This is a genomic window from Bradyrhizobium elkanii WSM2783, assembly GCF_000472865.1.
GTDB lineage: Bacteria > Pseudomonadota > Alphaproteobacteria > Rhizobiales > Xanthobacteraceae > Bradyrhizobium > Bradyrhizobium elkanii_A.
Genome location: NZ_AXAP01000064.1, coordinates 1 through 22997 on the forward strand (window position 1 = coordinate 1; position 22997 = coordinate 22997).

Genomic DNA, 22997 nt, shown 5'->3' on the forward strand with positions numbered 1-22997 from the left:
GCGCAGGGAAAGCCGGAATGCTTCGGTTGAACCTGTGGTCCTACCCCCGTGCTTTTTGTTGCACGGGACCCACGGGTGCAACCAGCACCCGGCTTTCCCTGCGCCCTCTGCCATCGAGGAGGGTGAAACGAGATGCAAAGCTCGGGCGTAAAGCGCCGCGAGAACGCGAACTCACATCGTCTCCTCACACTCCACCGTCATGCCCGCGAAGGCGGGCATCCAGTATCCGGCAGCCTCTCGGCTCAAGCACCGCCGTCTCTGGAATACTGGATCGTCCGGTCAAGCCGGACGATGACAGCGGAAAGCTGTTTGACATTTGAATCAGAAAGCCACCGCGTCATTGCGAAAGCACCACAAACCGCTCACGCCTCCGCGTCCAGCACCTTCTTCACCGCGGGCCGCGCGGCCATGCGGCTCCGGTGATCGACCACTTTCGGCAATGCCGCCAGATCGACGCCGTCGCCCTCCAGCCACTGCGCCATCGTGAAGAGATAGATGTCGCAGATCGTGAAGGCTTCGCCCATCACCCACGGGCCTTTCAGCATGTCGCGTTCGACCAGCGCGAAACTGGCACCGACCGTTTTCGGGATCATGCGTTTCATGTCGGCAAAGGAGGATTCGTCCGCAGCCCAGCGATAACCGCGCATCTTGTGGGCATGCGCGACATGCAGCGTCGAGCAGAGATAGCTGTTGAACGCCTGCACTTGCGCGAACGCAAAGGCGTCCTCGAGCGGCGCCAGCTTCGCCTGCGGAAAGCTCTGCGCGATGAAGGCAAGCAGCGCGGGCGTCTCGGTGAGGACGCCATGATCGGTGACCAGCGCCGGCACCCGTCCCTTCGGATTGACCTTGAGATAGTCCGGGCTGTTCTGCTGGTTGGTCTTGAAGTCGATCCGTTCGATCGTATAGGGCGCGCCGGCCTCTTCGAGCGCGATGTGCGAGGCGAGCGCGCAGGTGCCGGGGGTGTAATAGAGCTTGAGCATGTTTCATCCCTCATTCAGAGGGATGCGAAGTTAACGGCGCGCTCTTGCCCCGTCCATCCCCGCGCCGACTGGCTGGCTCAGCGAACGGCCTTTGCCGCCTCCACGAGGCGCGCGCTGGTCGATGCCGTCGCGAGCACGACGCCGTCTTCCGCCAACAGCCTGCCCTCCACGAAGGCGACGGTCTTGCCGAGCTGGGTGACCCTGGCCTCGCCGATGATCGGTCCCGGCTTCGCCGGCGCCAGGAAATTCACCGTCATCGTGATGGTTGCGGTGTAGAGCTTGCCGTCGGTCATGACGAACACCGCCGGGCCCATCGTGTCGTCGAGCATCGCCGACAACATGCCACCCTGGATAAAGCCGGCCGGGTTGCAGAACTCCGGCTTGCCCTCGAAGCCGATCCGGATCCAGCCTTCGTCCGGGCGCGCATCGAACAGGTGCCAGCCAAGCAGCTTCGAGCAGGGCGGCGTGGCAAGTCGGTCAAGCGCGGTCGCGATCATGGGAGCCTCCGTTGGTGCTCCCAGCTAACGCAAGGCTACTGCCAGCATGCTGTCAGCAACCTCACGTGCCGAGCCCATGCGCGACCACCTTGCGCATCACGTTCGGGAACGCTTCGTCCGCGAGGGTGGCGACCGGCACCCAGCGCATCCCCTCTGGCGCCCGCGTGCGCGGCGTAACGGTTGCGGTATAGACCGCAAGCTCGAGTGGAAAATGCGTGAAGACGTGGGTGACGACGCCGGCCTTGCGGTGCCAGCGCGTCACGCCCTTCAGAGATGGCGCCTGCTCGAGTGCAGCCGCATCGTCCTGCCCGGCCAGCCAGTCGGAGGTCGGCACTTCCGTCATGCCGCCGAGCAGACCCTTCTCGGGGCGGGTGCGGACCAGGAGCTCATCGCCGCGGATCACGACAAAGGCCGCGCCCGAGCGCAGCGCGCCGGTCTTCTTCGGCGCCTTGCGCGGAAAGCTCTCCTGATCGCCGCGGGCGCGCGCTGCGCAATCGTCGTTGAGCGGGCACAGCGCACAGGCCGGCTTCTTCGGCGTGCAGATCGAGGAGCCCAGATCCATCAGCGCTTGCGCACTGTCGCCGGCGCGAGAAGGACCGAGCAGGGTGCTCGCCAATTGCTGGATCAGCGGCTTGGCCTGCGGCAACGCCTCCTCGACCGCGAACAGCCGCGATACCAGGCGCTCGATATTGCCGTCGACCGGCATGGTGCGGCGGTCGAAGGCGATCGCGGCAATTGCGGCGGCCGTGTACGGCCCGATCCCCGGCAGCGTGCGAAGCCCCTCCTCATCATCGGGAAAGATGCCGCCATGATCGCGCAGCACCGCCACCGCGCAGGCGTGCAGGTTGCGCGCCCGGGAATAGTAACCGAGCCCGGCCCACATCCGCAGCACATCGTCCAGCGAGGCGCGCGCCAGCGAACCGACATCCGGCCAGCGCGAGACGAATTTCTCGAAGTACGGCCCGACCGCCTTGACCGTCGTCTGCTGCAACATGATCTCCGACAGCCACACCCGGTACGGATCGGCCCGCTCACCGGCAGGCGCGCGCCACGGCAGCCGGCGGCGATGCCGGTCATACCAGGCCAGCAGCAGGGCGGGACGTGCGGCGACCGCGTCAGGCGGTTGTCGTGATTTTGTCGTAGTGGCTGCGCGAGACCTCATGCGATGACTTTAATGTTGGCGCCCGAATCTCTCCACGTCATGCCCGGGCTTGTCTCGATCATCCACGCCTTTCTTCGCACCGGAATCGGGGTGGTTCCTGGGGCCAATCCCGAAGTGCTATAAGGACCCATGTCAAAACCCGGCCCGATCAGCGCAAAGCCGCTCTCTATCCTGCTCAACGACGTGTTCTCCGACGCCTATGCCAAGCAGGGATTCGCCGCGCGCGAGCTGGTGACGCGGTGGGCGGAGATCGCGGGGACCGAGATCGCGCGGTATTCGGAGCCGATGAAGATGCAATGGCCGCGGCCGGTGGAGGGGCAGCCGCAGGAGCCGGCAACATTGGTGCTCCGGGTCGAGGGGCCGATGGCGCTGGAGATCCAGCATTCCTCCGACCGCATCCTGGAGCGGGTCAACCGCTTCTTCGGCTGGCACGCGGTCGGCCGGCTGGCGCTGCGGCAGGCGCCTCTGTCCCGGCGGGAGCGCCCGGTGCGGCCGCGGCCGCCGGACCCCAAGGCGGTGGCGGCGGTCGAAAAGACCCTGTCCGCCGTAGAGGACGAGGCACTGCGTGCCGCACTGGCGCGATTGGGGGCCTCGATCAAGCGAAATTGAGACTTTTTTGCGTGGCGGGCCTTGGAGCGCAGCATTGCCACAATCACCATTTCAAGCTAGCGAAAGCTCGCTTTTTTAGACCTCTTTTAGGCGTGCATGCGCCAATCCGGGAGCCGACCTTGATCATCACGCGCCGCGCCTTCACCGCCGCTTTGTCACTGACTGGTCTTGCCGCCCTGATCGGTCTCTCGCCGCTGCGCCTGATTTCGGAGGCGATGGCGCAGACCGCCGCCGATGTCGCCAAGCCGCAATCGCTGCCGGACATGGCGCTCGGCCCGCAGAACGCCCCGGTGACAATCACCGAATACGCCTCGATGACCTGCCCGCACTGCGCGAACTTCAACGACACGGTATTCCCGAAGATCAAGTCGGAATACATCGACACCGGCAAGATCCGCTACGTGTTCCGCGAATTCCCGCTCGACATCAAGGCCGCCGCCGGTTCGATGCTGGCGCGCTGCATCGCCAAGGATGACGCGCCGAAATATTTCGCAGTCATCGACCTGTTGTTCCGCCAGCAGAACGACTGGGTGATGAAGAACACCACGGAGACGCTGACGCGAATCGGCAAGCAGGCGGGCCTCAGCCAGCAGCAGGTCGAGGATTGCCTGAAGGACCAGGCGCTGCTCGACAAGATCGCCGCTGACCAGAAATACGCCAACGACGTGCTGAAGGTGAATTCGACGCCGACCTTCTTCATCAACGGCGAGATGCTGAAGGGCGAGACCTCGTTCGATGAATTCAGCAAGCGCATCAATTCATTGTTGAAAAGCTGATTCGTCCACAGCTATTCGCAACATCAGATAAACCAAGCAAAAGCCTTGGGAAAAGCCCGAGGCGGCGGTTGCCGGTGCGCTCCGGCCTCGCCATTGTCGCGGCCACAGCCGCAGCGAGCGGTCCGCCTGCATTACCGACATTGCCTTTCATGGTACTGTCACGGCTGGGAGATTCGCGCCCGGCCAACAGAGATTTGTGTTCATGAAGCTCACGCGCCTACGCCTCCACGGTTTCAAATCGTTCGTTGAACCCACCGACTTCATGATCGAGCCGGGCCTGACCGGCGTGGTCGGACCGAACGGCTGCGGCAAGTCCAACCTGGTGGAAGCGCTGCGGTGGGCGATGGGCGAAACCTCGCACAAGTCACTGCGCGCCGCCGACATGGACGCGGTGATCTTCGCCGGTTCCGGCAATCGCCCGGCGCGCAACCACGCCGAAGTCGTGATGACGATCGACAATTCCGATCGCACGGCGCCGGCCGCGGTCAATGACAGCCAGCTCCTGGAAATCTCCCGCCGCATCGAGCGCGATGCGGGTTCCGCCTATCGCATCAACGGACGTGACGTGCGCGCGCGCGACGTGCAGCTCCTGTTCGCCGATGCCGCGACTGGCGCGCGGTCGCCGGCACTGGTGCACCAAGGCAAGGTCGGCGAGATCATCCAGGCCAAGCCGGAACAGCGCCGCCGCATCCTCGAAGATGCCGCCGGCGTCGCCGGCCTGCATGCCCGCCGCCATGAAGCGGAACTGCGGTTGAAGGCAGCCGAGACCAACCTCACCCGCGTCGAGGACGTGATCGGCCAGCTCACCGGCCAGATGGACGGGCTGAAGAAGCAGGCGCGGCAGGCGATCCGCTACCGCGAGGTCGCCGCGAAGGTCCGCAAGTCCGAGGCGATGCTGTTCCACCTGCGCTGGATCGAGGCTCACGCTGACGTCAACGATGCCGCGCAGACGCATGATCTCGCCGTTCGCGAGGCGGCCGAGCGCACCCGCGAGCAGGCGGAATCCGCGCGCATCCAGGCAATCCGCGCGGCCGAACTGCCGGCGCTGCGCGAGGCGGAAGCCCGCGCCGCCGCAGGCCTGCAGCGGCTCAACAATGCGCGCGAGATGCTCGATCGCGAGGAGGAGCGTGCCAAGGAACGCGTTTCCGAACTCGACCGGCGCCTGGCGCAGTTCGTTGCCGACATCGCGCGCGAGCAACAACAGACGGCAGACGCCGACGTCGCGCTGCAGCGGCTCGACACCGAGGACGCCGAGCTGAAGGAAGAGATCAAGTCTCGGGTCGAGCAGCGCTCCGGCGTCGACGAGCGCGTCGCGGAAGCGGAAGCCATGCTTGCCGAAACCGAGCGCCGGTTCGCCGAGCTGACCACGGAGCTTGCCGACCTCACCGCCAAGCGCAACCAGCTCGAAGCCGGCGTGCGCACCCATCGCGACCGGCTCGCCCGACTCGACCATGAGATCGCGAGCGTCCAGGCCGAGGAGGAGCGCCTCGCGCAGGAGACCGGTTCGCTGGGCGACATCGACGTGCTCGCCGCCGCGGTCGAGACCGCGCAGCAGACGCTGGCCGAGGCCGAAGCCACCGTGCAGGCGAGCGAAACCGGTCACGTGGTCGCGCGGCAGACGCTCGAAGCTTCGCGCAGCCCGCTGACCGAAGCAGAGAAGCGCGTGCAGCGGCTCGAGACCGAGGCGCGCACCATCTCCAAGATCCTCAATGGCGAGACCAAGAATCTGTGGCCGCCGATCATCGACGGCATCACGGTCGCCAAGGGTTATGAGAAGGCGATCGGCGCCGCGCTCGGCGACGATCTCGATGCTCCCGTCGATCCCTCGGCACCGATGCGCTGGACCAACGTCCCCGCTAGCGAGGACCCGGCGCTGCCCGAAGGCGTCGATTGCCTTGCCAATCATGTGCAGGCACCGCCGGAACTGGCGCGCCGCCTCGCCCAGATCGGCGTCGTGGCAAAGGAGCGCGGCGCGGAGCTGGTGTCGCAATTGAAGACCGGCCAGCGGCTGGTGTCGCTCGAGGGCGACGTCTGGCGCTGGGACGGTTTTGTCACCGCCGCTCACGCGCCGACCGGCGCGGCGCGGCGCCTCGCCGAGCGTGCCCGCCTGGTCGACATCGAGCATGAACTCGAGCAGGCGCGCAACGAGGTGATCACCAAGCGACAGGCGCTGGAGAATGCGGAAGCCGAATTGCGCGCCGCCTCCGCCGCCGAGACCGCCGCGCGCGAGGCGGTGCGTGCCGCGCGTCGCGAGGGCGATGCCGCGCGCGAGCGCCATGCCGCAGCCGAGCGCGAGATCAACCGCCACGCCGCGCGCAAATCCGCGCTGACGGAAGCGCACAACCGCCTCGCCGCCGACCGTGCCGAAGCCGAGGCCGCGCACGAGAACGCCGATGCGGCGCTCGCCGAATTGCCGCCGAGCATCGAGGCTGAAAGCCAACTCGGCGCGGTCCGCAGCGAGATCGAGAACCGGCGCCGCGTGGCCGCCCAGGTGCGCGCTGAAGCGCAGGCGCTGGCTCGTGAAGCCGAGCTCGCCGACCGCCGCGTGCAGGCGATCCTCGCCGAGCGCAATGAGTGGCAGAACCGCAAAGCAAGCGGCGCCTCGCAGATCGGAACGATCGAGGCCCGCATCACCGAGCTGACCGCAGAGCGCGAGGAACTCGTCAATGCGCCAGAGGTGTTTGCGGAGAAGCGCAGCGCGCTGATCAGCGAGATCGAGTACGCCGAGAACGATCGCCGCGGCGCCGCCGACGCGCTCGCCGCTGCCGAGACCGCGATGGCGGAGACCGACCGCACCGCCAAGGCCTCGCTGGAAGCGCTGTCGAGCGCCCGCGAGGCGACCGCCCGCGCCGAGGAGCGGATGGAAGGAACTCGGCGTCGGCTCGCCGATATCGAGCGCGAAGTCCATGACATGCTCGAGGTTGAGCCGCAGGCGTTGGCCGGCCTCGCCGAGATCGAGCCGGGCGCCGAACTGCCGCCGGTCGGCCAGATCGAGGAAGAGCTCGAAAAGATGCGCCGCGATCGCGAACGCCTCGGCGCCGTCAATCTGCGCGCCGAGGAAGAGCTGCGCGAGGTGGAGACCCAGCACACCGGGCTCACCACCGAGCGCGACGACTTGGTCGAAGCGATCAAGCGCCTGCGCCAGGGCATCCAGAGCCTCAACCGCGAAGCACGCGAGCGGCTTCTCACCTCGTTCGAGACCGTCAACAGCCACTTCAAGCGCTTGTTCGTCGAGCTGTTCGGCGGCGGCGAGGCCGCGCTGCACCTGATCGAGAGCGACGATCCGCTCGAGGCCGGTCTCGAGATCATCGCAAAGCCCCCTGGCAAGAAGCCGCAGTCGCTGTCGCTGCTCTCGGGCGGCGAGCAGGCGCTGACCGCGCTGGCGCTGATCTTCGCGGTGTTCCTGACCAACCCTTCGCCGATCTGCGTCCTGGACGAGGTCGACGCGCCGCTCGACGACCACAACGTGGAGCGCTGCTGCAACCTGTTGCACGAGATGACGGCCTCGACCGAGACGCGCTTCATCGTCATCACGCACAACCCGATCACCATGGCGCGCATGAACCGGCTGTTCGGCGTCACCATGGCCGAGCGCGGCGTGTCGCAACTGGTCTCGGTCGACCTCGAAGGCGCAGTCGGCATCCTGGATCAGCACGTGGCGTGATCTCGCCCGCCCCATTGACGTCATCATCCGCGAAGGCGGATGATCCAGTAGGCGGTGCCGTTCGTGAATCTCACATCTGCCTCAGGCGTACTGGATGCCCCGCCTGCGCGGGGCATGACAAGAAGAGATGATCTCGCCCGACCTTCCCGCCGAACTGAAAGCGGCACTCGACGCGAGGCTGCAGGGGGTTTCGCGCAATGAGGCAGCAAGTCGCGCCGCCGCGATCTCGCGGACCTACCGCGACGGCGGCGGCTCGGGCACGATCAAATCAGAGACCGATGCGCTCGCCTATGCGCTGGCGCGGATGCCCGCGACCTACGCGGCCGTCGCCGCCAGCCTGAATGCGCTCGTCGAAATCAGGCCGGATTTCGCGCCGACGTCGCTGCTCGATATCGGCGCCGGGCCGGCTACGGCGAGCTGGGCGGCGGCGCAAGCCTTCTCGTCGCTGCAACGCTTCGCCCTGCTCGATGCCAACGCCAGCTTGCGCGCACTGGCGCTTGAGCTCGCCGGCACGCGGCTGCGCGGCGCGCGCTATGAGTTGGGGCCGGCGCGGAAGCTGCTCGCCGACGCCGAACGGGCGGATATTGTCGTCGCGAGCTACATGGTCGGCGAGATCGATGAGACCGAGCGAGCCGCGCTCGCACGCCTGATGTGGGAAAAGGCGGGCGAGGCGCTTGTGATCGTCGAACCCGGCACGCCCGCGGGCTATGCGCGGATCATCGCGCTGCGGGCGGAACTGATCGCGGCCGGCGCACATGTCGCAGCGCCCTGCCCGCACGACGAACAATGCCCGCTTCAGGCGCCAGACTGGTGCCATTTCAGCCAGCGGCTCTCCCGCTCGCGCGCGCACATGCAGGTGAAGGGCGCGGAGGTGCCGTTCGAGGACGAGCGGTTTGCCTATGTCGTGCTGACACGGACACCCAGCGCGAACCGCCCGTCCCGCGTACTGGCGCAGCCCGTCGTCGGCAAAGCGGAAGTGACTGCAAAGCTCTGCACACCGACCGGCCTCTCGTTTGCAAAGATCCCCCGCCGCGCCAAGGCCGACTATGCCCACGCCCGGCGCTGGCGATGGGGCGATGCCGTGCCGAACGCTTGAACTAATTCCCTGCCCGATCCGACCAACACATGCCTGCCGCTGGGGGCAGGTCGACGCGCGCGCCGATTTTCGTCTAGGTTTCGCGGGTTGATCCCATCAGGAGTTTTTTCATGTCGACCGGCTGGATCGTTCTCGGCGTCATCGTCGTCCTCGTGCTGTTTGCGTTTGCCGCCTACAACCGTTTGGTGGCGCTGAGCCAGCGCGTCAACCAGGCGTTTGCCGACATCGACGTCCAGCTCAAGCAGCGCCACGACCTGGTGCCGAACCTGGTCGAGACCGTGAAGGGCTATGCGTCGCACGAGCGCGGCACGCTGGATGATGTGATCAAGGCGCGCAACTCCGCGATCTCAGCGCAGGGACCGGCGCAGGTCTCCGCCGCCGAGAACCAGCTAAGCGGCGCCCTCGGCCGCCTGATCGCGCTGTCGGAAGCCTATCCGGACCTGAAGGCCAACGCCAATTTCCAGCAGCTCGCAAGCGAGCTCTCCGACCTCGAGAACAAGATCGCGGCCAGCCGCCGCTTCTTCAACAACGCGGTCCAGGAATACAACACCGGCATCCAGCAGATGCCGGCCGCTTTGTTCGCCGGGATGTTCGGCTTCACCCGCAAGGATTTCTTCGACCTCGGCGCCAGCCGCGCCGAAGTCGAGACCGCGCCGAGCGTGAAGTTCTGAGCGAGATGGCGCTGCATCTTCTCGGTCATTCCGGGATGCGCCGCAAGGCGCAGGCCCGGAATCCATTTCACCGCATCGCCCGCGGCACGATGGATTCCGGGCTCGCGCTTCGCGCGCCCCGGAATGACAGTGGTTAGCGGACGTCCAGCATGGCCGCCTACGGTCTCTACACCCATATCGCGTCGAACAAGTTTCGTTCGATGCTTCTGCTTGCCGGGCTGTTCGTCCTGATCTACGTGCTGGTCTATGCCGGCGCGCTGGTCGCGGAGGTCATGATCGATGGCGGCCGCTCAGTCGACGATTACCTGACGCGGGCGCTGCACGACCTGATCTCGGCTTCCCCTTATGCCACGATCGGCGCGGCGCTGTGGATCGTGATCGCGTATTTCTTCCACCAGAACATGATCGACGCCGTCACCGGCGGCCAGAGCGTGACGCGGCAGCAAGAGCCGCGGCTCTATAATCTCCTGGAAAATCTCTGCATCTCGCGTGGCATCCCGATGCCGAAGCTGAAGATCATGAACAGCCCCGCGCTGAACGCCTTCGCGAGCGGGCTCAACCGGCGCCAATATTCCGTCACGGTCACCACGGGCCTGTTGCAGGCGTTGAACGACCAGGAGATCGAGGCCGTGCTCGGCCACGAACTCACCCACATCCGCAACGGCGACGTGCAGTTGATGGTGATCGCGGTCATCATCGCCGGCGCGCTCGGCTTCTTCGGCGAACTGTTCTTCCGGATGTTCACCAACCTGTCCTGGAATTCCAGCGGCGGCTGGTCGTCCTCCTCTTCATCGTCGTCGTCATCATCCTCCTCCTCCTCATCTTCGTCCGATCGCAAGGGCTCGGGCGGCGGCGCGATCATCGTGATCATCATCGCCATCGTCCTGATCGTGGCGGCGTGGCTGTTGTCGCAGGTCGTCAAGCTGGCGCTGTCGCGATCGCGCGAGTATCTGGCGGATGCCGGGTCGGTGGAACTGACCAAGAACCCCGATGCGATGATCTCGGCCCTGCGCAAGATCGAAAATCGCGGCGAATTGCCGGCTGCGACTTCGGCGGTGATGGAACTATGCGTGGACAATCCGCGGGAGGGCTTCGCCGACCTGTTTGCGACCCATCCGTCGGTACAATCGCGGGTGGACGCATTGGTGAAGTTCGCCGGCGGCCATGATCCCGGGCCGATCGCCCTGCCGGACGATCCCGCAGCTAGTCCCGAAGAAGGTGCCCAGGAACCGTCGGCACAAGGCGAACTTCCGCCTCCCGCTCCGCGCGGCCCTTCGCGCGGCCCCTGGGACGACGCAGCCGAGCCGGCCGGCCCGTCGCAGCAACAGCCTGGTCAGGGTCCGCTTCAGGGGCCTTGGGGCCGACATTTTTGATTGTGGCCTAACGCCCTTCAACTCATTAAGAAAATCCCCACCAAACGCGTCACTTGGCATTCAAGGAATTGAATTCTCCCTTGTTTCTGCCATGTTCGCGCCCAAAGCAGGAATGGGGACTTGCCGATCGCGCCCTCGCGGTCGGGGGCGTGTCTTAAGGGATTTCCATGGCAAAGCCAGTCGTGATTGTGGTGGGCGCGGACAAGGGCGGGGTCGGCAAGACGACCGTATCTCGGACGCTTCTGGATTATTTCAACGCGAACAACGTCGGGACTCGGGCCTTCGATACCGAATCCCCGCGGGGAACGCTGAAGCGCTTCCATCCTGAGATCACCGAGATCGTCGATATGACGACGACCGCGGATCAGATGAAGATCTTCGACACCCTGAATTCCGGCCCCATGGTCACCGTGATCGACGTCCGCGCCGGCCTTTTGTCACCCGCGCTCGCTTCGCTGCGCGACATCGGCTTTTTGGATGCCGCCCGGTCCGGCCAGATTACCTTTGCGGTGTTCCATATCCTCGGCCCCTCGATCGCTTCGCTGGACGAGATCGCCGAAACCGCCAATTTCATGAGCGGCGCGAAATACTTCCTGGTGAAGAACTTCATCAACGACACCCAGTTCTTCCAGTGGGACCAGTCGACCTACAATTCCTATTTCCACCGCATCAAGGATGCCACCGACCTGACCATCCCGAAGCTGAACGAGATGGCCTATGAGCAGGTCGAGGTCGCTTCCGTCCCGTTCCTCAAATTCGTCGCCAACAAAGGCCCGCACGACGAAGCCGCGAACTATTCGTTCGTGCTCCGCGGCTATGTCCGGCACTGGCTCGCCAATGTCTGGAGCGAGTTCGACCGCATCAAGCTGACCGATCTGGTCGGTGCCAAGTCGGTGACGCCCGGCGGCGAAAAATAGTCGCGCCTCCGGGGGAGGCGGGGCTGGATTAGGCAGGAAAATCGCCTGATATAGCAGGCGATGTCAGCTACGCCCGTCTACATCATTTGCTCGCCCCGCCCCCAGGTCGGCAAGACCCTGGTCGCGCGGCTCTTGAGCGAATTTCTGCTGCTGAAGAACGGCGACGTGGTTTCCTTCGACATCAACCTGAAGGAGCCGTCGCTGCTCGACTACCTGCCCAGGACCACCGAGACCGCAGATGTCATCGACACCTATGGCAAGATGCAGTTGATGGACCGGCTGATCGTCAATGACGGGGTCGCGAAGGTGATCGACCTCGGCTACCACGCCTTCGACGAATTCTTCAAGATGATCGACGAAATCGGCTTCATGAAGGAAGCGCTGCGCCGCCACGTCGCGCCGGTCATCCTGTTCGTCGCCGATACCGACCGTACCTCCGCACGCAGCTACGAGATGCTGCGCCAGCAGATCCCGCCGCGGGCGCTGATGACTATTGACAACGAATTCGTGGTGCGCGGCGAACTGCCCGCGGCCATGGGCCAAGGCCGGGTGCTCCGCTTCAGCGCGCTGCCGGTGTTCCTCAAGACCTATATCGACCGGCTGAACTTCTCCTTCACCGGCTATCTCCGGCACGAGAAGGACTCGTCCACCGAGTTGCATCAGTGGATCCGGCGCAATTACACGATCTTCCGCGATCTCGAATTGAGCGTGATGCTGCAGCGGTCATAGCTTCGTAGCCGTAGGGCTACAGTGCCGTAGGGTGGGCAAAGGCGCACTGGCGCCGTGCCCACCATCCAGCACCGCGCTCGCGAGGGTGGGCACGCTTCGCTTTGCCCACCCTACGGCCTCTACGCGAGGGCAGCGTCAATGCCCTTCGAAAGCCATCAGCGTCCGCACCGGGACATCCATCGCGCGCAGCTTGGCGGCGCCGCCGAGTTCGGGCAGGTCGACGATGAAGCAGGCGGCGACGACGTTGGCACCGATCTGGCGCAGGAGCTTGACCGCGCCCTCCGCGGTGCCGCCGGTGGCGATGAGATCATCGACCAGGATCACGCGCTCGCCGGGATGCACGGCATCGGCATGCATCTCCATTTCGTCCAGGCCGTACTCCAGCGAATAGGCGATCCGCACCGTGGTGTGCGGCAGCTTGCCCTTCTTGCGGATCGGCACGAAGCCGGCGGAGACCTGGTGCGCCACCGCGCCGCCGAGGATGAAGCCGCGGGCCTCGATGCCGGCGACCTTGTCGATCTTCGAGCCAGCCCATGGATGCACCAATTCATCCACCGCCCGTCGGAACGCGCGGGCGTCCGCAAGCAGCGTGGTGATATCGCGGAACAGGATGCCGGGCTTCGGATAGTCCGGAATGGTACGAACGGCGGCCTTCAGGTCGAGGTCAAATGTCATGGCTGTCTCGCTTTCGTGTCTCCACCGTCATTGCGAGGAGCGATAGCGACGAAGCAATCCATGTCTCCGCAGGTGGAGATATGGATTGCTTCGCTTCGCTCGCAATGACCGGTCCCCTCAATTCGCCTCCGCATCCAGCCGGAACGCGTTTTCCACAATGCGCAGGCCCACCTCGCCGCCGAGCGACATCAGCGATTCCGGGTGGAACTGCACGCCGCCGACCGGCAAGGTCTTGTGCTCGATCGCCATCGCGATGCCGTCCTCCGTGGTCGCCGTCACCGACAATACATCAGGCACGCTCTGGCGCTCGACATAAAGCGAATGGTAGCGGCCAATCACGATCTCGTTCGGCAAATTTTGCATTAACCGGCCGCCCCGGACCTGGATGCGCGAGGGACGGCCATGGGCGGGCTGGCCGAGCTGGCCAAGCTCGCCGCCGAAATATTCGCCGATCGCCTGCACGCCCAGGCACACGCCGAAGATCGGCAGCTTCTTCTCGATCGCGGTGCCGATGGTCTTTCCGATCCCGAAATCCTCCGGCCGCCCCGGACCGGGCGAGAGCACCAGCAGGTCCCAGCTCTTCTGCTTCAGCATCTCCTGGGCATGGATGTGCCGGACCACGGTGACGGCGGCGCCGACCTGGCGGAAATAATCCGCCAGCATATGCACGAAGCTGTCGTCGTGATCGATCAGAAGCACCTTCTTGCCGGACCCGGTGGCATCGGGGGCAATGCTGGAGAGCCGCTTCGGCGGATCGCCACGCAACGCCTGAAACAGGGCTGCGGCCTTCACCTGGCATTCGCGGTCTTCAGCCGCCGGATCGGAGTCGAACAGACAGGTGGCGCCGACGCGAACCTCCGCCAGCCCATCCTTCATGCGGATGGTGCGGATGGTGAGCCCGGTATTGATGCTGCCGTCGAAATTCACGCAGCCGATCGCGCCGGCATACCAGCGCCGCGGCGAGCGCTCGTGGTCTTCCACGAACTGCATCGCCCACAATTTCGGCGCGCCGGTCACGGTCACCGCCCAGGCATGGGTGAGGAAGGCATCGAGCGCATCGAAACCCGGACGCAGCATGCCCTCGACGTGATCGACCGTATGGAACAGTTTTGAGTAGGTCTCGATCTGGCGGCGCGCCAGCACCTTGATCGTGCCGGGCACGCATATGCGCGCCTTGTCGTTGCGGTCGACATCGGTGCACATGTTGAGCTCGAACTCGTCTTTCTCCGAGTTCAGGAGCTGGCGGATCTGCTCGGCATCGCCGATCGCGTCGCTGCCGCGGGCGATTGTGCCCGAGATCGGACAGGTCTCCACGCGCCGGCCGTCGGAGCGGACGAACATTTCCGGCGAAGCCGACACCAGGAATTCGCCCTCGCCCAGATTCATCAGCGCGCCATAGGGCGACGGGTTGATGCGGCACAGCCGCTGAAACACTTCCGCCGGGGAACGCTCGCAGGGCTCGGCGAAGAGCTGGCCGGGCACCGCCTCGAACAGATCGCCGCGGGCGAACGCCGCGCGCGCGACCTCCACCGTCGCCTGATACTCGCCGGGCGCGTGATCCGCAAAACCTTGCCGATCCGTCTTGACGTAACGGCTCTCGGCGGTCTCGCGCGGCAGGCCCTCGGTCGACTTGCCGTTCCAGGCGAAATCGTAAGTCAGCACCACGCCGCGGCCGGTGGCGCGGTCATAGGCGAGCAGCCGATCGGGCACGTACAGCACGATGTCGCGCTGGTCGGCCTCGCGCGGCCGTTTCTGCACGAGGTCCTCGATCTGGAACACGAGATCGTAGGCGAAGGCGCCGAACAGACCGAGCAGCGGATCCGCATTGGACGAGAAGGCCGCCACGAGGTCGCGCACCAGCGACATCACGCTGGCGCGCCGGGTGCGCTGGTCTTCTTCGATTGGGGCTTCGCCGCGGATGATATGGCCGGCGAGGCGCGCCGCGCTCTTTTCGGTGATGACGATGCAGGGCTCTCGCAGGACGTCGCCGAGGAAGGCGATCAGCACCTCGCCACGCTTGTTCAGCGCTGCTAGCGAGAAGTTCGTGCCTGACGTCTCCAGTGCCAGCGGCGGGTCGGAGAAGCCGAGATCGAAACTCTCGTAGCGCCCGGGCACGGTTGTGCCCGAGGACAGCACGACGCCGCGGCGGCGGTCGAGCAGATCAATGAGGTCATCGAGCCGGCCGGCATTGCCGGTGAACTGTTCGACCACACGGGTGACCGCAAGCCCGCCACTGGTGCGGTACTCGCTTTTCGCCGGCAGGGAGAAGACTGTCCTGTTCATGTGTTCCTCTTACGAGACTTAACGAGGGAGCGCCACACAGGACAACCGAAGGGACCGTCGCACTGCGATGGCGACCTTCGACGATGTTTTAAATGAAATCGCACCGGCCACCTATGAGGAGGTGGGCCACCAAAGACAGGATGGGCGGGCAACGGTGCTCATAACCCGCTAAACACCACCCGGCGGGAACGATGTCAAGGGATGGGCACGGCCGGCGGCCTGCCCAAAAATCCATCTTTGGGGTTTGAAGGCCCGCGAATTCGCGTAAGTTTGATCCCAAGAAGTGGCGGGCCAACCCGCCCCGATGGACAACAAGGGAGGCGCATATGGGGCTATTGGGTCTCGGATATGCCGGGTTCGGCGCGGCCGAGCTCGACGACTGGCGGGAATTCGGCACCACGCTCGTCGGCCTGCAGGCGGTCGAGCGCGGCAACTCCCTGCTCGCCTTCCGGATGGACGATCGCAAACAACGCATCGTGATCGATCGCGCCGCTCCGGAAGGATCGCGCTTCTTCGGCTGGGAGGTGGCGGATGCGGCGGCACTGGATGAGCTCGCCGCCCGGCTCGAGCAAGCTGGCGTCGCGGTGACCGCCGAGCCGCAAGCGCTCGCCGATGCCAGGCATGTGCACAGCCTGATCTCCTTCCACGATCCCGAAGGCAACCGGCTGGAAGCGTTTCATGGCGCGGAGATCGATGGCACGCCGTTCAAGCCGGGCCGCGCGATCTCGGGCTTCCGCACCGGCCCGCTCGGGCTCGGGCACGCCGTTCTGACGGTCGAGCGCATCGATCGGATGCTGGCGTTCTATGTCGACGTGCTCGGCTTCGGGCTTTCCGACTACATTCTGAAGCCGTTTCGCGCCTATTTCTTCCACGTCAACCCGCGCCATCATAGTCTGGCGCTGATCGAGACCGGGAAGAGTGGCATGCATCATCTGATGGTCGAGATGTTCTCGCTCGACGATGTTGGGCAAGCTTACGACGTGGCGCTGAGCCAGCCCGATCGCATCGGCACCTCGCTCGGCCGCCACACCAACGACTTCATGACCTCGTTCTACGCGAGGACGCCGTCATCCTTCATGATCGAATGCGGCTGGGGCGGCCGCGAGATCGATCCGGCGACGTGGCAGCCTTACGAGATGCAGGACGGTCCGAGCCTGTGGGGTCATGAGCGCGTCTGGCTGCCGGCTAGGGACCGCGAGCGCGCCCGCGAGATGCGGATGCACGCCGCCGCCCAAGGCCGCCGCGCGCCGGTGCAGGTGATGCAGGGCAATTACAAGCTGATGTCGGCCACCTGCCCGTGGTGGGACGGGATCCGCAAAGGAACGGTCTGACAATCGTCTCTCGGATTCCGGTTATCGATAACACCGCTGTTCGATCTCTTCGAGCAGATCGCGGGCCTTCGGCTCCCAGTCGAGCTGCCGCCGCGCACGCACGCCTCGCACCCGACTGTTCGAGCCCATAGTGTCCTCGGCGACGCCCTCCCCCCATTCGGAGGCAGCCTCTTCCATCGACATCGCCGACGGCGGCCGATCAAACCCCAGCATGGTATTGATGGCCTCGCAGATTTCGCGCATCGAGTTCTCGCCGTTCTCCGCGAAATAGAAAGCCCCGGCCGGGGCCTTCTCGATGGCGAGCGAGTAGAGCGTCACCAGATCGTCGATGTGGACGTTCGACCACACGTTCTCGCCGGGCCCGGCATGGGCCGCACAACCACGCTTTCTGGCAAGGGAGATGAGCAGGGGGACCTGCATGCTGTGCGGTTCGGCGCCATGACCGAGACTGTAGATCAGGCTCGGACAGATGATGACCGGATGGCTTCCCTTCTCGCGGTGAGAGAGAATGTATTCGTTGAGCGCAACCCGTGCTGCGCGGGCTGGCGACGCGGTGATCGGCGCATCTTCGTCGAAGATCTCGTCGGATCGGTGGCCCTTGGCACGCGTGCCGACAATGCTCGATCCCGAGGTGTGTATAAACAGCTTGCCCGTTCCAGCCAGAGCGCCGGTCAGGGCAACGACGGCACCTTTGTGATCGGCACTGGCCGCATTGATAACGATGTCAGCGGCTTGCGCCGCTTGCACCAGACATTCCTCGTCATCCAGCGTTCCGAACAGCGGCTGGATGCCGTGGATGCGAACCGCATCGGCTTTTTCCAGGGAGCGAACCAGTCCGGTCACATGATGTCCGGCGGCGACAAGATGAGCCGCAACCGATCCGCCGATATAGCCCGATGCGCCCGTGCAAAAGACTTTCATCCCGGCCTCTCCAGCGACAAGTTCGCGGTCGGTGAGGGCCTCGCCGCCTCATCGCTCCGCCCTGTTTTCCGACAAGCGGACGGGCAAGATCACCCCAGATGTTTCTTGAAGAACTCCGTCGCCCTGCTCCATGCAAGCTCGGCGGCCTGGCGGTCATGCACCGACATGCGCTGCTCGTTGACGAAGGCATGCTCGGCGTCATAGCGGAATAGCTCAAGCGACTTGCCGGCGGCCTTCATGGCCTTCTCGAAGTCACCGACCAGTTGCGGCGTGCACCAATCGTCCTTGTTGGCGAAATGCGCCTGCAGCGGGATCTTCACGTCGGCCGGCTTTGCCGCCTGCTCCGGCGGGATGCCGTAGAACACGACACCGGCAGTCAGTTCCGGAATCTTGGTGGCGCCGATGATGGTCACCGCGCCGCCGAGGCAGAAGCCGGTGAGGCCGACCTTGGCGCCGTTCCGCGCCAGGTATTGCGCGGCGCCGCGCACGGTCTGCGTGGTGGCGTCCATGAAGTCGAGCGAGTTCATCTCGCGACCCGCGGCATCGGTGTCGTGATACGGCACCACCGTACCCTTATAGAGATCAGGCGCCAGCGCGTCGAAGCCGGCCCGCGCAAAGCGGTCGCACATGCCCTTGATCTGGTCCTGCAGGCCCCACCATTCCTGGATCACGACCACGCCCGGTGCATCGCCGCGCGCCGCGTTGGCGAGGTAACCGTGGGCGTCCTTGCCGTCCGGACGTTTGAAAGTGATGGTGGTGCCCATGAATTCCTCCGGAATGTTTAGGGGGAGATTGGCGGCCATTGTGGCGGCTCACCGCGCGTGACGCAATCGCGACAGCAAAAAAGCCCCCGCGGGGGCTTTTTCAAATCACGTTGCCGAAAGCGCGATCAGTGGGCGTTGGCCCAGACCTTCTTCTTGGTGAAGTACATCAGAATCGAGAACAGGATCAGGAACACGAACACCTGAAGCCCGAGCCGCTTGCGCGCTTCCATATGTGGCTCCGCGGTCCACATCAGGAAGGTCGTGACGTCATGGGCATATTGCGCGACCGTAGTCGGCGAACCGTCGGTGTAGGCGACCTGACCGTCGCTCAGCGGTTTCGGCATCTTGATGGCGTGGCCCGGGAAATACGTGTTGTAGTAGGAGCCCTCGGGGATGGTCACGCCGGCCGGCGGTTTCTCCTCAAAACCCTGAAGGATTGCGGAGACGTAATCCGGGCCCTGCTCCTGATACTGGGTGAAGAAGTCGATGATGAACCAGGGGAAGCCGCGCTTGTAGGAACGGGCCTTGGTGATCAGCGACAGGTCCGGCGGAGCCGCACCACCGTTGGCCGCACGGGCCGCCTGCTCGTTCGGGAACGGCGACGGGAAGTAGTCGGCCGGCCGGCCCGGGCGCTCGAACATCTCGCCCTGGTCGTTCGGGCCGTCCTTGATCTTGTACTCGGAGGCAAACGCGGCGGCCTGGGCCGTCGAATAGCCGGGTCCGCCGGGATCGGCGAGGTTGCGGAACGCGACGAAGGACAGGCTGTGGCAGGTCGCGCAGACCTCCTTGTACACCTGCAACCCGCGTTGCACCGCGCCGCGGTCAAACGTGCCAAAAGGGCCTGAGAACGACCATTTCTGCGCCGGCGGTGCGACCTCGCCCCCCTCGGCCTTGGCGCTTTGCGCACCGCCGACCAAGAGCCCGCCCGCAACCATGATTGCGATCACGGTCGAGACCATCGGCGCGGCCTTGCTGCCCGTCTTTGCCAGCACGTCGTCGGCGATCGAGTTCGGTACCGGCCTCGGCGTCTCGATCCGCGAGAGCAGCGGCAGCACGATCAGGAAGTACGCGAAGTAGCAGACCGTCAGGATGCGGCCGGCGATCACATAGATGCCCTCCGGCGGCTGCGCGCCGAGATAGCCGAGCAGGACGCAGACGACGACGAACATCCAGAAGAACTGCTTGGCCAGCGGACGGTACTTCGACGACCTGGTCTTGGCGCTGTCGAGCCAGGGCAGGAAGCAAAGGATGATGATCGCCGAGAACATCGCGATCACGCCCGCAAGCTTGTTCGGGATCGAACGCAGGATGGCGTAGAACGGCAGGTAATACCATTCCGGCACGATATGCGCCGGCGTCACGCCGGGATTCGCCGGAACGTAGTTCTCGGCATCGCCGAGATAGTTCGGCATGTAGAAGATGAACCAGGAATAGAAGATCAGGAAGCAGGAGACGCCGAACAGGTCCTTGATCGTCGCGTAGGGCGTGAAGGCGACCGTGTCCTTCTCAGTCTTGGCCTCGACGCCGGCCGGATTGTTCTGGCCCGCCACATGCAGCGCCCAGACGTGCAGCACGACGACGCCGGCGATCACGAAGGGCAACAGATAGTGCAGCGAGAAGAAGCGGTTCAGCGTCGGGTTGCCGACGGCGTAGCCGCCCCACAACAGCGTCACGATGCTCTCGCCGAAATAGGGTACGGCGGAGAACAGGTTGGTGATGACGGTCGCGCCCCAGAAGCTCATCTGGCCCCACGGCAGCACGTAACCCATGAAGCCGGTCGCCATCATCAAGAGATAGATGATGACGCCGAGGATCCACAGCACCTCGCGCGGCTCCTTGTACGACCCGTAGTAAAGGCCGCGGAACATGTGGATGTAGACGGCGAAGAAGAACATCGACGCGCCGCAGGCGTGCATGTTGCGGAGCAGCCAGCCGTAGTTGACGTCACGCACGATCAGCTCGACCGAGCGGAAGGCGAGATCGGCGTGCGGCGTATAGTGCATCGCCAGGATCACGCCGGTCAGGATCTGCACCGCCAGCATCATCGAGAGAATGGCGCCGAAGGTCCACCAGTAGTTCAGGTTGCGCGGCGTAGGATAGGCCACGAAGGAGGAGTGCACGAGGCCGAAGATCGGCAGTCGCCGCTCGATCCACCTCAAGGCGGGATTGGTCGGCTGAAAATCGGATGGTCCGCTCATTGATGCGATCCTGAGAAGTAAAGACGACGCGATCGGTCGAAGCCTCGGGCTGGGCCGAGACTTAGCCGATCTGGATTTTGGTGTCGGAAACGAACTGATACGGCGGCACCGCCAGATTGGCGGGCGCAGGCCCCTGGCGGATACGACCGGAGGTGTCGTATTGCGAGCCATGGCAGGGGCAGAAAAATCCGTCGTAATTGCCCTCATGGGCGATCGGGATACAGCCGAGATGGGTGCAGATGCCGATCACGACCAGCCATTGGTCATGGCCGGACTTGACGCGGGCCTCATCGGTCTGCGGGTCGGGCAGGCTCGAGAGCGGAACGCTGCGCGCCTCGTCGATCTGCTTCTTGGTGCGGTGGCTGATATAGATCGGCTTGCCGCGCCAGAACACCTTGATGTCCTGCCCCTCGGCGATCGGCGTCAGATCGACCTCGATCGGCGCACCGGCGGCGATGGTCGCCGCGTCCGGATTCATCTGGTCGATGAGCGGCCAAACCGTCGCCGCTACACCCACCGCAGCAGCAGCACCCGTTGCAACATAAAGGAAATCACGGCGTGTCGGATGGTCCGCCGAAGACGCTGTCGTCACGATTCCAAGCCCTTTCCTTGTCTGCAGCCGGTGGAACCGCCCCGGTGGCGCCCATTGCAACCGGGAGGTCTGCCGGCGCCCGCGGCCCCCCGCGGCGGCAGAAAACCACTATCCCTCCTCCCTACTGGCGGAATAGCAGTCCAGAATCGTTCTATTGGCACCCTTGCCGGACGAGCGCAAGCCCGCTATCGGCTCGCAGGCGTGCAATGCACTAAATGAGCGACGAACGTTGTTTTCTTGAGACATTTCGTCGGTACCTAACCCAGCGCCACGGCCATGCAGATCGCGCTCTTCCAGCCCGATATCCCACAGAACACCGGCACCATCCTGCGGCTGTGCGCCTGCCTGGATGTGGCGGCCCATATCATCGAGCCGGCAGGCTTCCCGACCTCCGACCGGCATTTCCGCCGGGCGGGAATGGACTATCTCGACCACGTCCGTTTGATGCGCCATGATTCCTGGACGAAATTCGAGGAATGGCGCCGCGAGGCTGGCTATCGGCTGATCCTGTTCACGACCAAGGTCGCCGGTTCCTACCTCGATTTTCGCTATGCCGCTTCCGATATACTCATCTTCGGGCGCGAATCCGCTGGGGTCACCGACGCGGTGGCGGCAGGGGCCGATGCACGGCTGGTGATCCCGATCAAGCCGCCCATGCGCTCGCTCAATGTCGCGATGTCAGCGGCGATGGCGATCGGCGAGGCCTTGCGGCAGACCCGCAGCCTGCCCTTGAAGGAGATTCCGTGAGCTACGCGGTCAAGGAGATTTTTCTGACCCTGCAGGGCGAAGGCGCGCATGCCGGCCGTGCGTCGGTGTTCTGCCGCTTTGCCGGCTGCAACCTCTGGAGCGGCCGCGAGCAGGACCGCGCCAGCGCAACCTGCCAATTCTGCGACACCGATTTTGTCGGCACCGACGGCACGCTCGGCGGCCGCTATGCGAGTGCCGCAGCACTTGCCGACATCATCGCCGCGCAATGGACGGGCGATAACGTCGGCCGCTATGTCGTGCTGACCGGTGGCGAGCCGCTGCTGCAGGTCGACGCCGAGTTGATCGATGCGCTGCATGCGCGCGGCTTTGCCCTCGGCGTCGAGACCAATGGCACGATCACACCGCCGGACGGGCTGGACTGGGTCTGCGTCAGCCCGAAGGCCGGCGCGGAACTCGTGGTGCGGAAGGGGAATGAGTTGAAGCTGGTCTATCCGCAGCAGGATGCCGCGCCGGAGCGCTTCGTCGATCTGGATTTCGAGCGCTTCTCGCTGCAGCCGATGGATGGGCCTGATGCGATTCAAAACACCGCGCGCGCGGTCGAGTATTGCTTGCAACACCCGCAATGGCGGCTGAGCGTGCAGACGCACAAGACGCTGGGCATCAGATAGGAGTTGGACTTTCAGGATGTGGGAATTGACGAAATCGTTCCGCTTCGAGGCGGCGCACGCGCTCACCGGAACGACCCTTGGCGCGAGCAGCCAGGAGATCCATGGCCATTCGTTTCGTGCGGAAGTGACGGTGCGCGGGACACCGGACCCAGCGACCGGCATGGTGCTTGACCTCGGCCTCCTCGAACGCCGCATCGCCGAGGTGCAGAAGACGCTCGACCACAAGTTCCTCAACAAGATCGAGGCGCTTGGACTGCCCACCCTTGAAAACCTGTCGCGATTCATCTTCGAACGGGTGCAGCATGCGGGCAAGGTCACCCGCGTCAGCGTGCACCGCGACAGTTGCAACGAGAGCTGCACCTATTTCGGACCGGAAGCTTGAG

General features: G+C 64.8%; 21 protein-coding genes. 12 read left to right on the forward strand and 9 right to left on the reverse strand.

What is annotated here, in order from left to right:
- Positions 1–362: 362 nt before the first annotated feature.
- The 3 genes from YY7_RS0136020 to mutY all read right to left on the reverse strand — a co-directional run bounded on the left by YY7_RS0136020 (position 363) and on the right by mutY (position 2639).
- Positions 363–980 (reverse strand): glutathione S-transferase family protein, encoded by a 618-nt coding sequence (locus YY7_RS0136020; protein WP_028167437.1) that lies wholly within the window; start codon positions 978–980, stop codon positions 363–365.
- Positions 981–1057: 77 nt separating this feature from the next.
- Positions 1058–1477, reverse strand: coding sequence for a PaaI family thioesterase (locus YY7_RS0136025; RefSeq protein ID WP_028167438.1), 420 nt, complete (start codon positions 1475–1477; stop codon positions 1058–1060).
- Between the two features lie 61 nt (positions 1478–1538).
- Positions 1539–2639 (reverse strand): A/G-specific adenine glycosylase, encoded by a 1101-nt coding sequence (gene mutY / locus YY7_RS0136030; RefSeq protein ID WP_028167439.1) that lies wholly within the window; start codon positions 2637–2639, stop codon positions 1539–1541.
- A 129-nt stretch (positions 2640–2768) separates the two neighbouring features.
- Between mutY and YY7_RS0136040 the strand changes: the two genes are divergently transcribed.
- The 8 genes from YY7_RS0136040 to YY7_RS0136080 all read left to right on the forward strand — a co-directional run bounded on the left by YY7_RS0136040 (position 2769) and on the right by YY7_RS0136080 (position 12474).
- Positions 2769–3248 carry a DUF721 domain-containing protein gene (locus tag YY7_RS0136040; RefSeq protein ID WP_028167440.1) on the forward strand — a complete coding sequence of 160 codons (480 nt, stop codon included), beginning with the start codon at positions 2769–2771 and terminating at the stop codon, positions 3246–3248.
- A gap of 119 nt (positions 3249–3367) precedes the next feature.
- Positions 3368–4024 carry a DsbA family protein gene (locus YY7_RS0136045; protein WP_028167441.1) on the forward strand — a complete coding sequence of 219 codons (657 nt, stop codon included), beginning with the start codon at positions 3368–3370 and terminating at the stop codon, positions 4022–4024.
- A gap of 202 nt (positions 4025–4226) precedes the next feature.
- Positions 4227–7688, forward strand: a complete 3462-nt coding sequence (smc, locus tag YY7_RS0136050; RefSeq protein WP_028167442.1) for a chromosome segregation protein SMC — start codon at positions 4227–4229, stop codon at positions 7686–7688.
- A 127-nt stretch (positions 7689–7815) separates the two neighbouring features.
- Positions 7816–8784 carry a small ribosomal subunit Rsm22 family protein gene (locus YY7_RS0136055; protein WP_028167443.1) on the forward strand — a complete coding sequence of 323 codons (969 nt, stop codon included), beginning with the start codon at positions 7816–7818 and terminating at the stop codon, positions 8782–8784.
- Between the two features lie 110 nt (positions 8785–8894).
- Positions 8895–9455, forward strand: coding sequence for a LemA family protein (locus tag YY7_RS0136060; protein ID WP_028167444.1), 561 nt, complete (start codon positions 8895–8897; stop codon positions 9453–9455).
- A 149-nt stretch (positions 9456–9604) separates the two neighbouring features.
- Positions 9605–10828 (forward strand): M48 family metallopeptidase, encoded by a 1224-nt coding sequence (locus YY7_RS0136070; RefSeq protein WP_028167445.1) that lies wholly within the window; start codon positions 9605–9607, stop codon positions 10826–10828.
- Between the two features lie 167 nt (positions 10829–10995).
- A complete protein-coding gene (locus tag YY7_RS0136075) occupies positions 10996–11745 on the forward strand; it encodes a hypothetical protein (protein ID WP_028167446.1) in 750 nt (249 codons plus the stop codon).
- A gap of 60 nt (positions 11746–11805) precedes the next feature.
- Complete coding sequence (locus tag YY7_RS0136080) at positions 11806–12474, forward strand: hypothetical protein (protein ID WP_028167447.1); 669 nt, start codon at positions 11806–11808, stop codon at positions 12472–12474.
- A gap of 135 nt (positions 12475–12609) precedes the next feature.
- Here YY7_RS0136080 and YY7_RS0136085 read toward each other — a convergent pair whose 3' ends face one another.
- Both YY7_RS0136085 and YY7_RS0136090 read right to left on the reverse strand, forming a co-directional pair.
- A complete protein-coding gene (locus YY7_RS0136085; RefSeq protein WP_028167448.1) occupies positions 12610–13149 on the reverse strand; it encodes an adenine phosphoribosyltransferase in 540 nt (179 codons plus the stop codon).
- A 117-nt stretch (positions 13150–13266) separates the two neighbouring features.
- A complete protein-coding gene (locus tag YY7_RS0136090; protein ID WP_028167449.1) occupies positions 13267–15432 on the reverse strand; it encodes an anthranilate synthase component I in 2166 nt (721 codons plus the stop codon).
- Between the two features lie 326 nt (positions 15433–15758).
- On the opposite strand from YY7_RS0136090, the gene YY7_RS0136095 reads away from it, so the two are divergent.
- A complete protein-coding gene (locus YY7_RS0136095) occupies positions 15759–16763 on the forward strand; it encodes a VOC family protein (RefSeq protein ID WP_028167450.1) in 1005 nt (334 codons plus the stop codon).
- Positions 16764–16784: 21 nt separating this feature from the next.
- Here YY7_RS0136095 and YY7_RS0136100 read toward each other — a convergent pair whose 3' ends face one another.
- The 4 genes from YY7_RS0136100 to petA form a co-directional block, all read right to left on the reverse strand.
- Positions 16785–17684, reverse strand: coding sequence for an NAD-dependent epimerase/dehydratase family protein (locus tag YY7_RS0136100; protein WP_028167451.1), 900 nt, complete (start codon positions 17682–17684; stop codon positions 16785–16787).
- An 89-nt stretch (positions 17685–17773) separates the two neighbouring features.
- Positions 17774–18448, reverse strand: a complete 675-nt coding sequence (locus YY7_RS0136105; RefSeq protein ID WP_028167452.1) for a dienelactone hydrolase family protein — start codon at positions 18446–18448, stop codon at positions 17774–17776.
- A 125-nt stretch (positions 18449–18573) separates the two neighbouring features.
- Positions 18574–20646 (reverse strand): cytochrome c1, encoded by a 2073-nt coding sequence (locus tag YY7_RS0136110; protein ID WP_028167453.1) that lies wholly within the window; start codon positions 20644–20646, stop codon positions 18574–18576.
- 61 nt (positions 20647–20707) lie between these two features.
- On the reverse strand, positions 20708–21238 hold the full coding sequence (petA, locus tag YY7_RS0136115) for a ubiquinol-cytochrome c reductase iron-sulfur subunit (protein WP_028167454.1): 531 nt from the start codon (positions 21236–21238) through the stop codon (positions 20708–20710).
- 276 nt (positions 21239–21514) lie between these two features.
- On the opposite strand from petA, the gene YY7_RS0136120 reads away from it, so the two are divergent.
- Genes YY7_RS0136120 through YY7_RS0136130 form a run of 3 tightly spaced genes read left to right on the forward strand, consistent with a single transcriptional unit; the run spans position 21515 to position 22996 of the window.
- Entirely contained in the window at positions 21515–21985 is a 471-nt protein-coding gene (locus tag YY7_RS0136120) for a tRNA (cytidine(34)-2'-O)-methyltransferase (protein WP_028167455.1), read from the forward strand.
- Positions 21982–22614, forward strand: coding sequence for a 7-carboxy-7-deazaguanine synthase (gene queE, locus YY7_RS0136125; protein WP_028167456.1), 633 nt, complete (start codon positions 21982–21984; stop codon positions 22612–22614). Before YY7_RS0136120 ends, queE begins: the two co-directional genes overlap by 4 nt.
- A 16-nt stretch (positions 22615–22630) precedes the next feature.
- Entirely contained in the window at positions 22631–22996 is a 366-nt protein-coding gene (locus tag YY7_RS0136130) for a 6-pyruvoyl trahydropterin synthase family protein (RefSeq protein WP_028167457.1), read from the forward strand.
- Position 22997: the final 1 nt, after the last annotated feature.

Excerpts from the sequence above, each read along its gene's own strand:
- YY7_RS0136090 (WP_028167449.1), bottom strand. The coding sequence starts at position 15,432 with ATGAACAGGACAGTCTTCTCCCTGCCGGCGAAAAGCGAGTACCGCACC.
- YY7_RS0136100 (WP_028167451.1), bottom strand. The coding sequence starts at position 17,684 with ATGAAAGTCTTTTGCACGGGCGCATCGGGCTATATCGGCGGATCGGTT.
- YY7_RS0136020 (WP_028167437.1), bottom strand. The coding sequence starts at position 980 with ATGCTCAAGCTCTATTACACCCCCGGCACCTGCGCGCTCGCCTCGCAC.
- YY7_RS0136105 (WP_028167452.1), bottom strand. The coding sequence starts at position 18,448 with ATGGGCACCACCATCACTTTCAAACGTCCGGACGGCAAGGACGCCCAC.
- mutY (WP_028167439.1), bottom strand. The coding sequence starts at position 2,639 with ATGAGGTCTCGCGCAGCCACTACGACAAAATCACGACAACCGCCTGAC.
- YY7_RS0136075 (WP_028167446.1), top strand. The coding sequence starts at position 10,996 with ATGGCAAAGCCAGTCGTGATTGTGGTGGGCGCGGACAAGGGCGGGGTC.
- YY7_RS0136060 (WP_028167444.1), top strand. The coding sequence starts at position 8,895 with ATGTCGACCGGCTGGATCGTTCTCGGCGTCATCGTCGTCCTCGTGCTG.
- YY7_RS0136095 (WP_028167450.1), top strand. The coding sequence starts at position 15,759 with ATGGGGCTATTGGGTCTCGGATATGCCGGGTTCGGCGCGGCCGAGCTC.
- YY7_RS0136055 (WP_028167443.1), top strand. The coding sequence starts at position 7,816 with ATGATCTCGCCCGACCTTCCCGCCGAACTGAAAGCGGCACTCGACGCG.
- YY7_RS0136025 (WP_028167438.1), bottom strand. The coding sequence starts at position 1,477 with ATGATCGCGACCGCGCTTGACCGACTTGCCACGCCGCCCTGCTCGAAG.
- smc (WP_028167442.1), top strand. The coding sequence starts at position 4,227 with ATGAAGCTCACGCGCCTACGCCTCCACGGTTTCAAATCGTTCGTTGAA.
- YY7_RS0136085 (WP_028167448.1), bottom strand. The coding sequence starts at position 13,149 with ATGACATTTGACCTCGACCTGAAGGCCGCCGTTCGTACCATTCCGGAC.
- YY7_RS0136080 (WP_028167447.1), top strand. The coding sequence starts at position 11,806 with ATGTCAGCTACGCCCGTCTACATCATTTGCTCGCCCCGCCCCCAGGTC.
- YY7_RS0136120 (WP_028167455.1), top strand. The coding sequence starts at position 21,515 with ATGCAGATCGCGCTCTTCCAGCCCGATATCCCACAGAACACCGGCACC.
- YY7_RS0136110 (WP_028167453.1), bottom strand. The coding sequence starts at position 20,646 with ATGAGCGGACCATCCGATTTTCAGCCGACCAATCCCGCCTTGAGGTGG.
- YY7_RS0136070 (WP_028167445.1), top strand. The coding sequence starts at position 9,605 with ATGGCCGCCTACGGTCTCTACACCCATATCGCGTCGAACAAGTTTCGT.
- YY7_RS0136130 (WP_028167457.1), top strand. The coding sequence starts at position 22,631 with ATGTGGGAATTGACGAAATCGTTCCGCTTCGAGGCGGCGCACGCGCTC.
- YY7_RS0136040 (WP_028167440.1), top strand. The coding sequence starts at position 2,769 with ATGTCAAAACCCGGCCCGATCAGCGCAAAGCCGCTCTCTATCCTGCTC.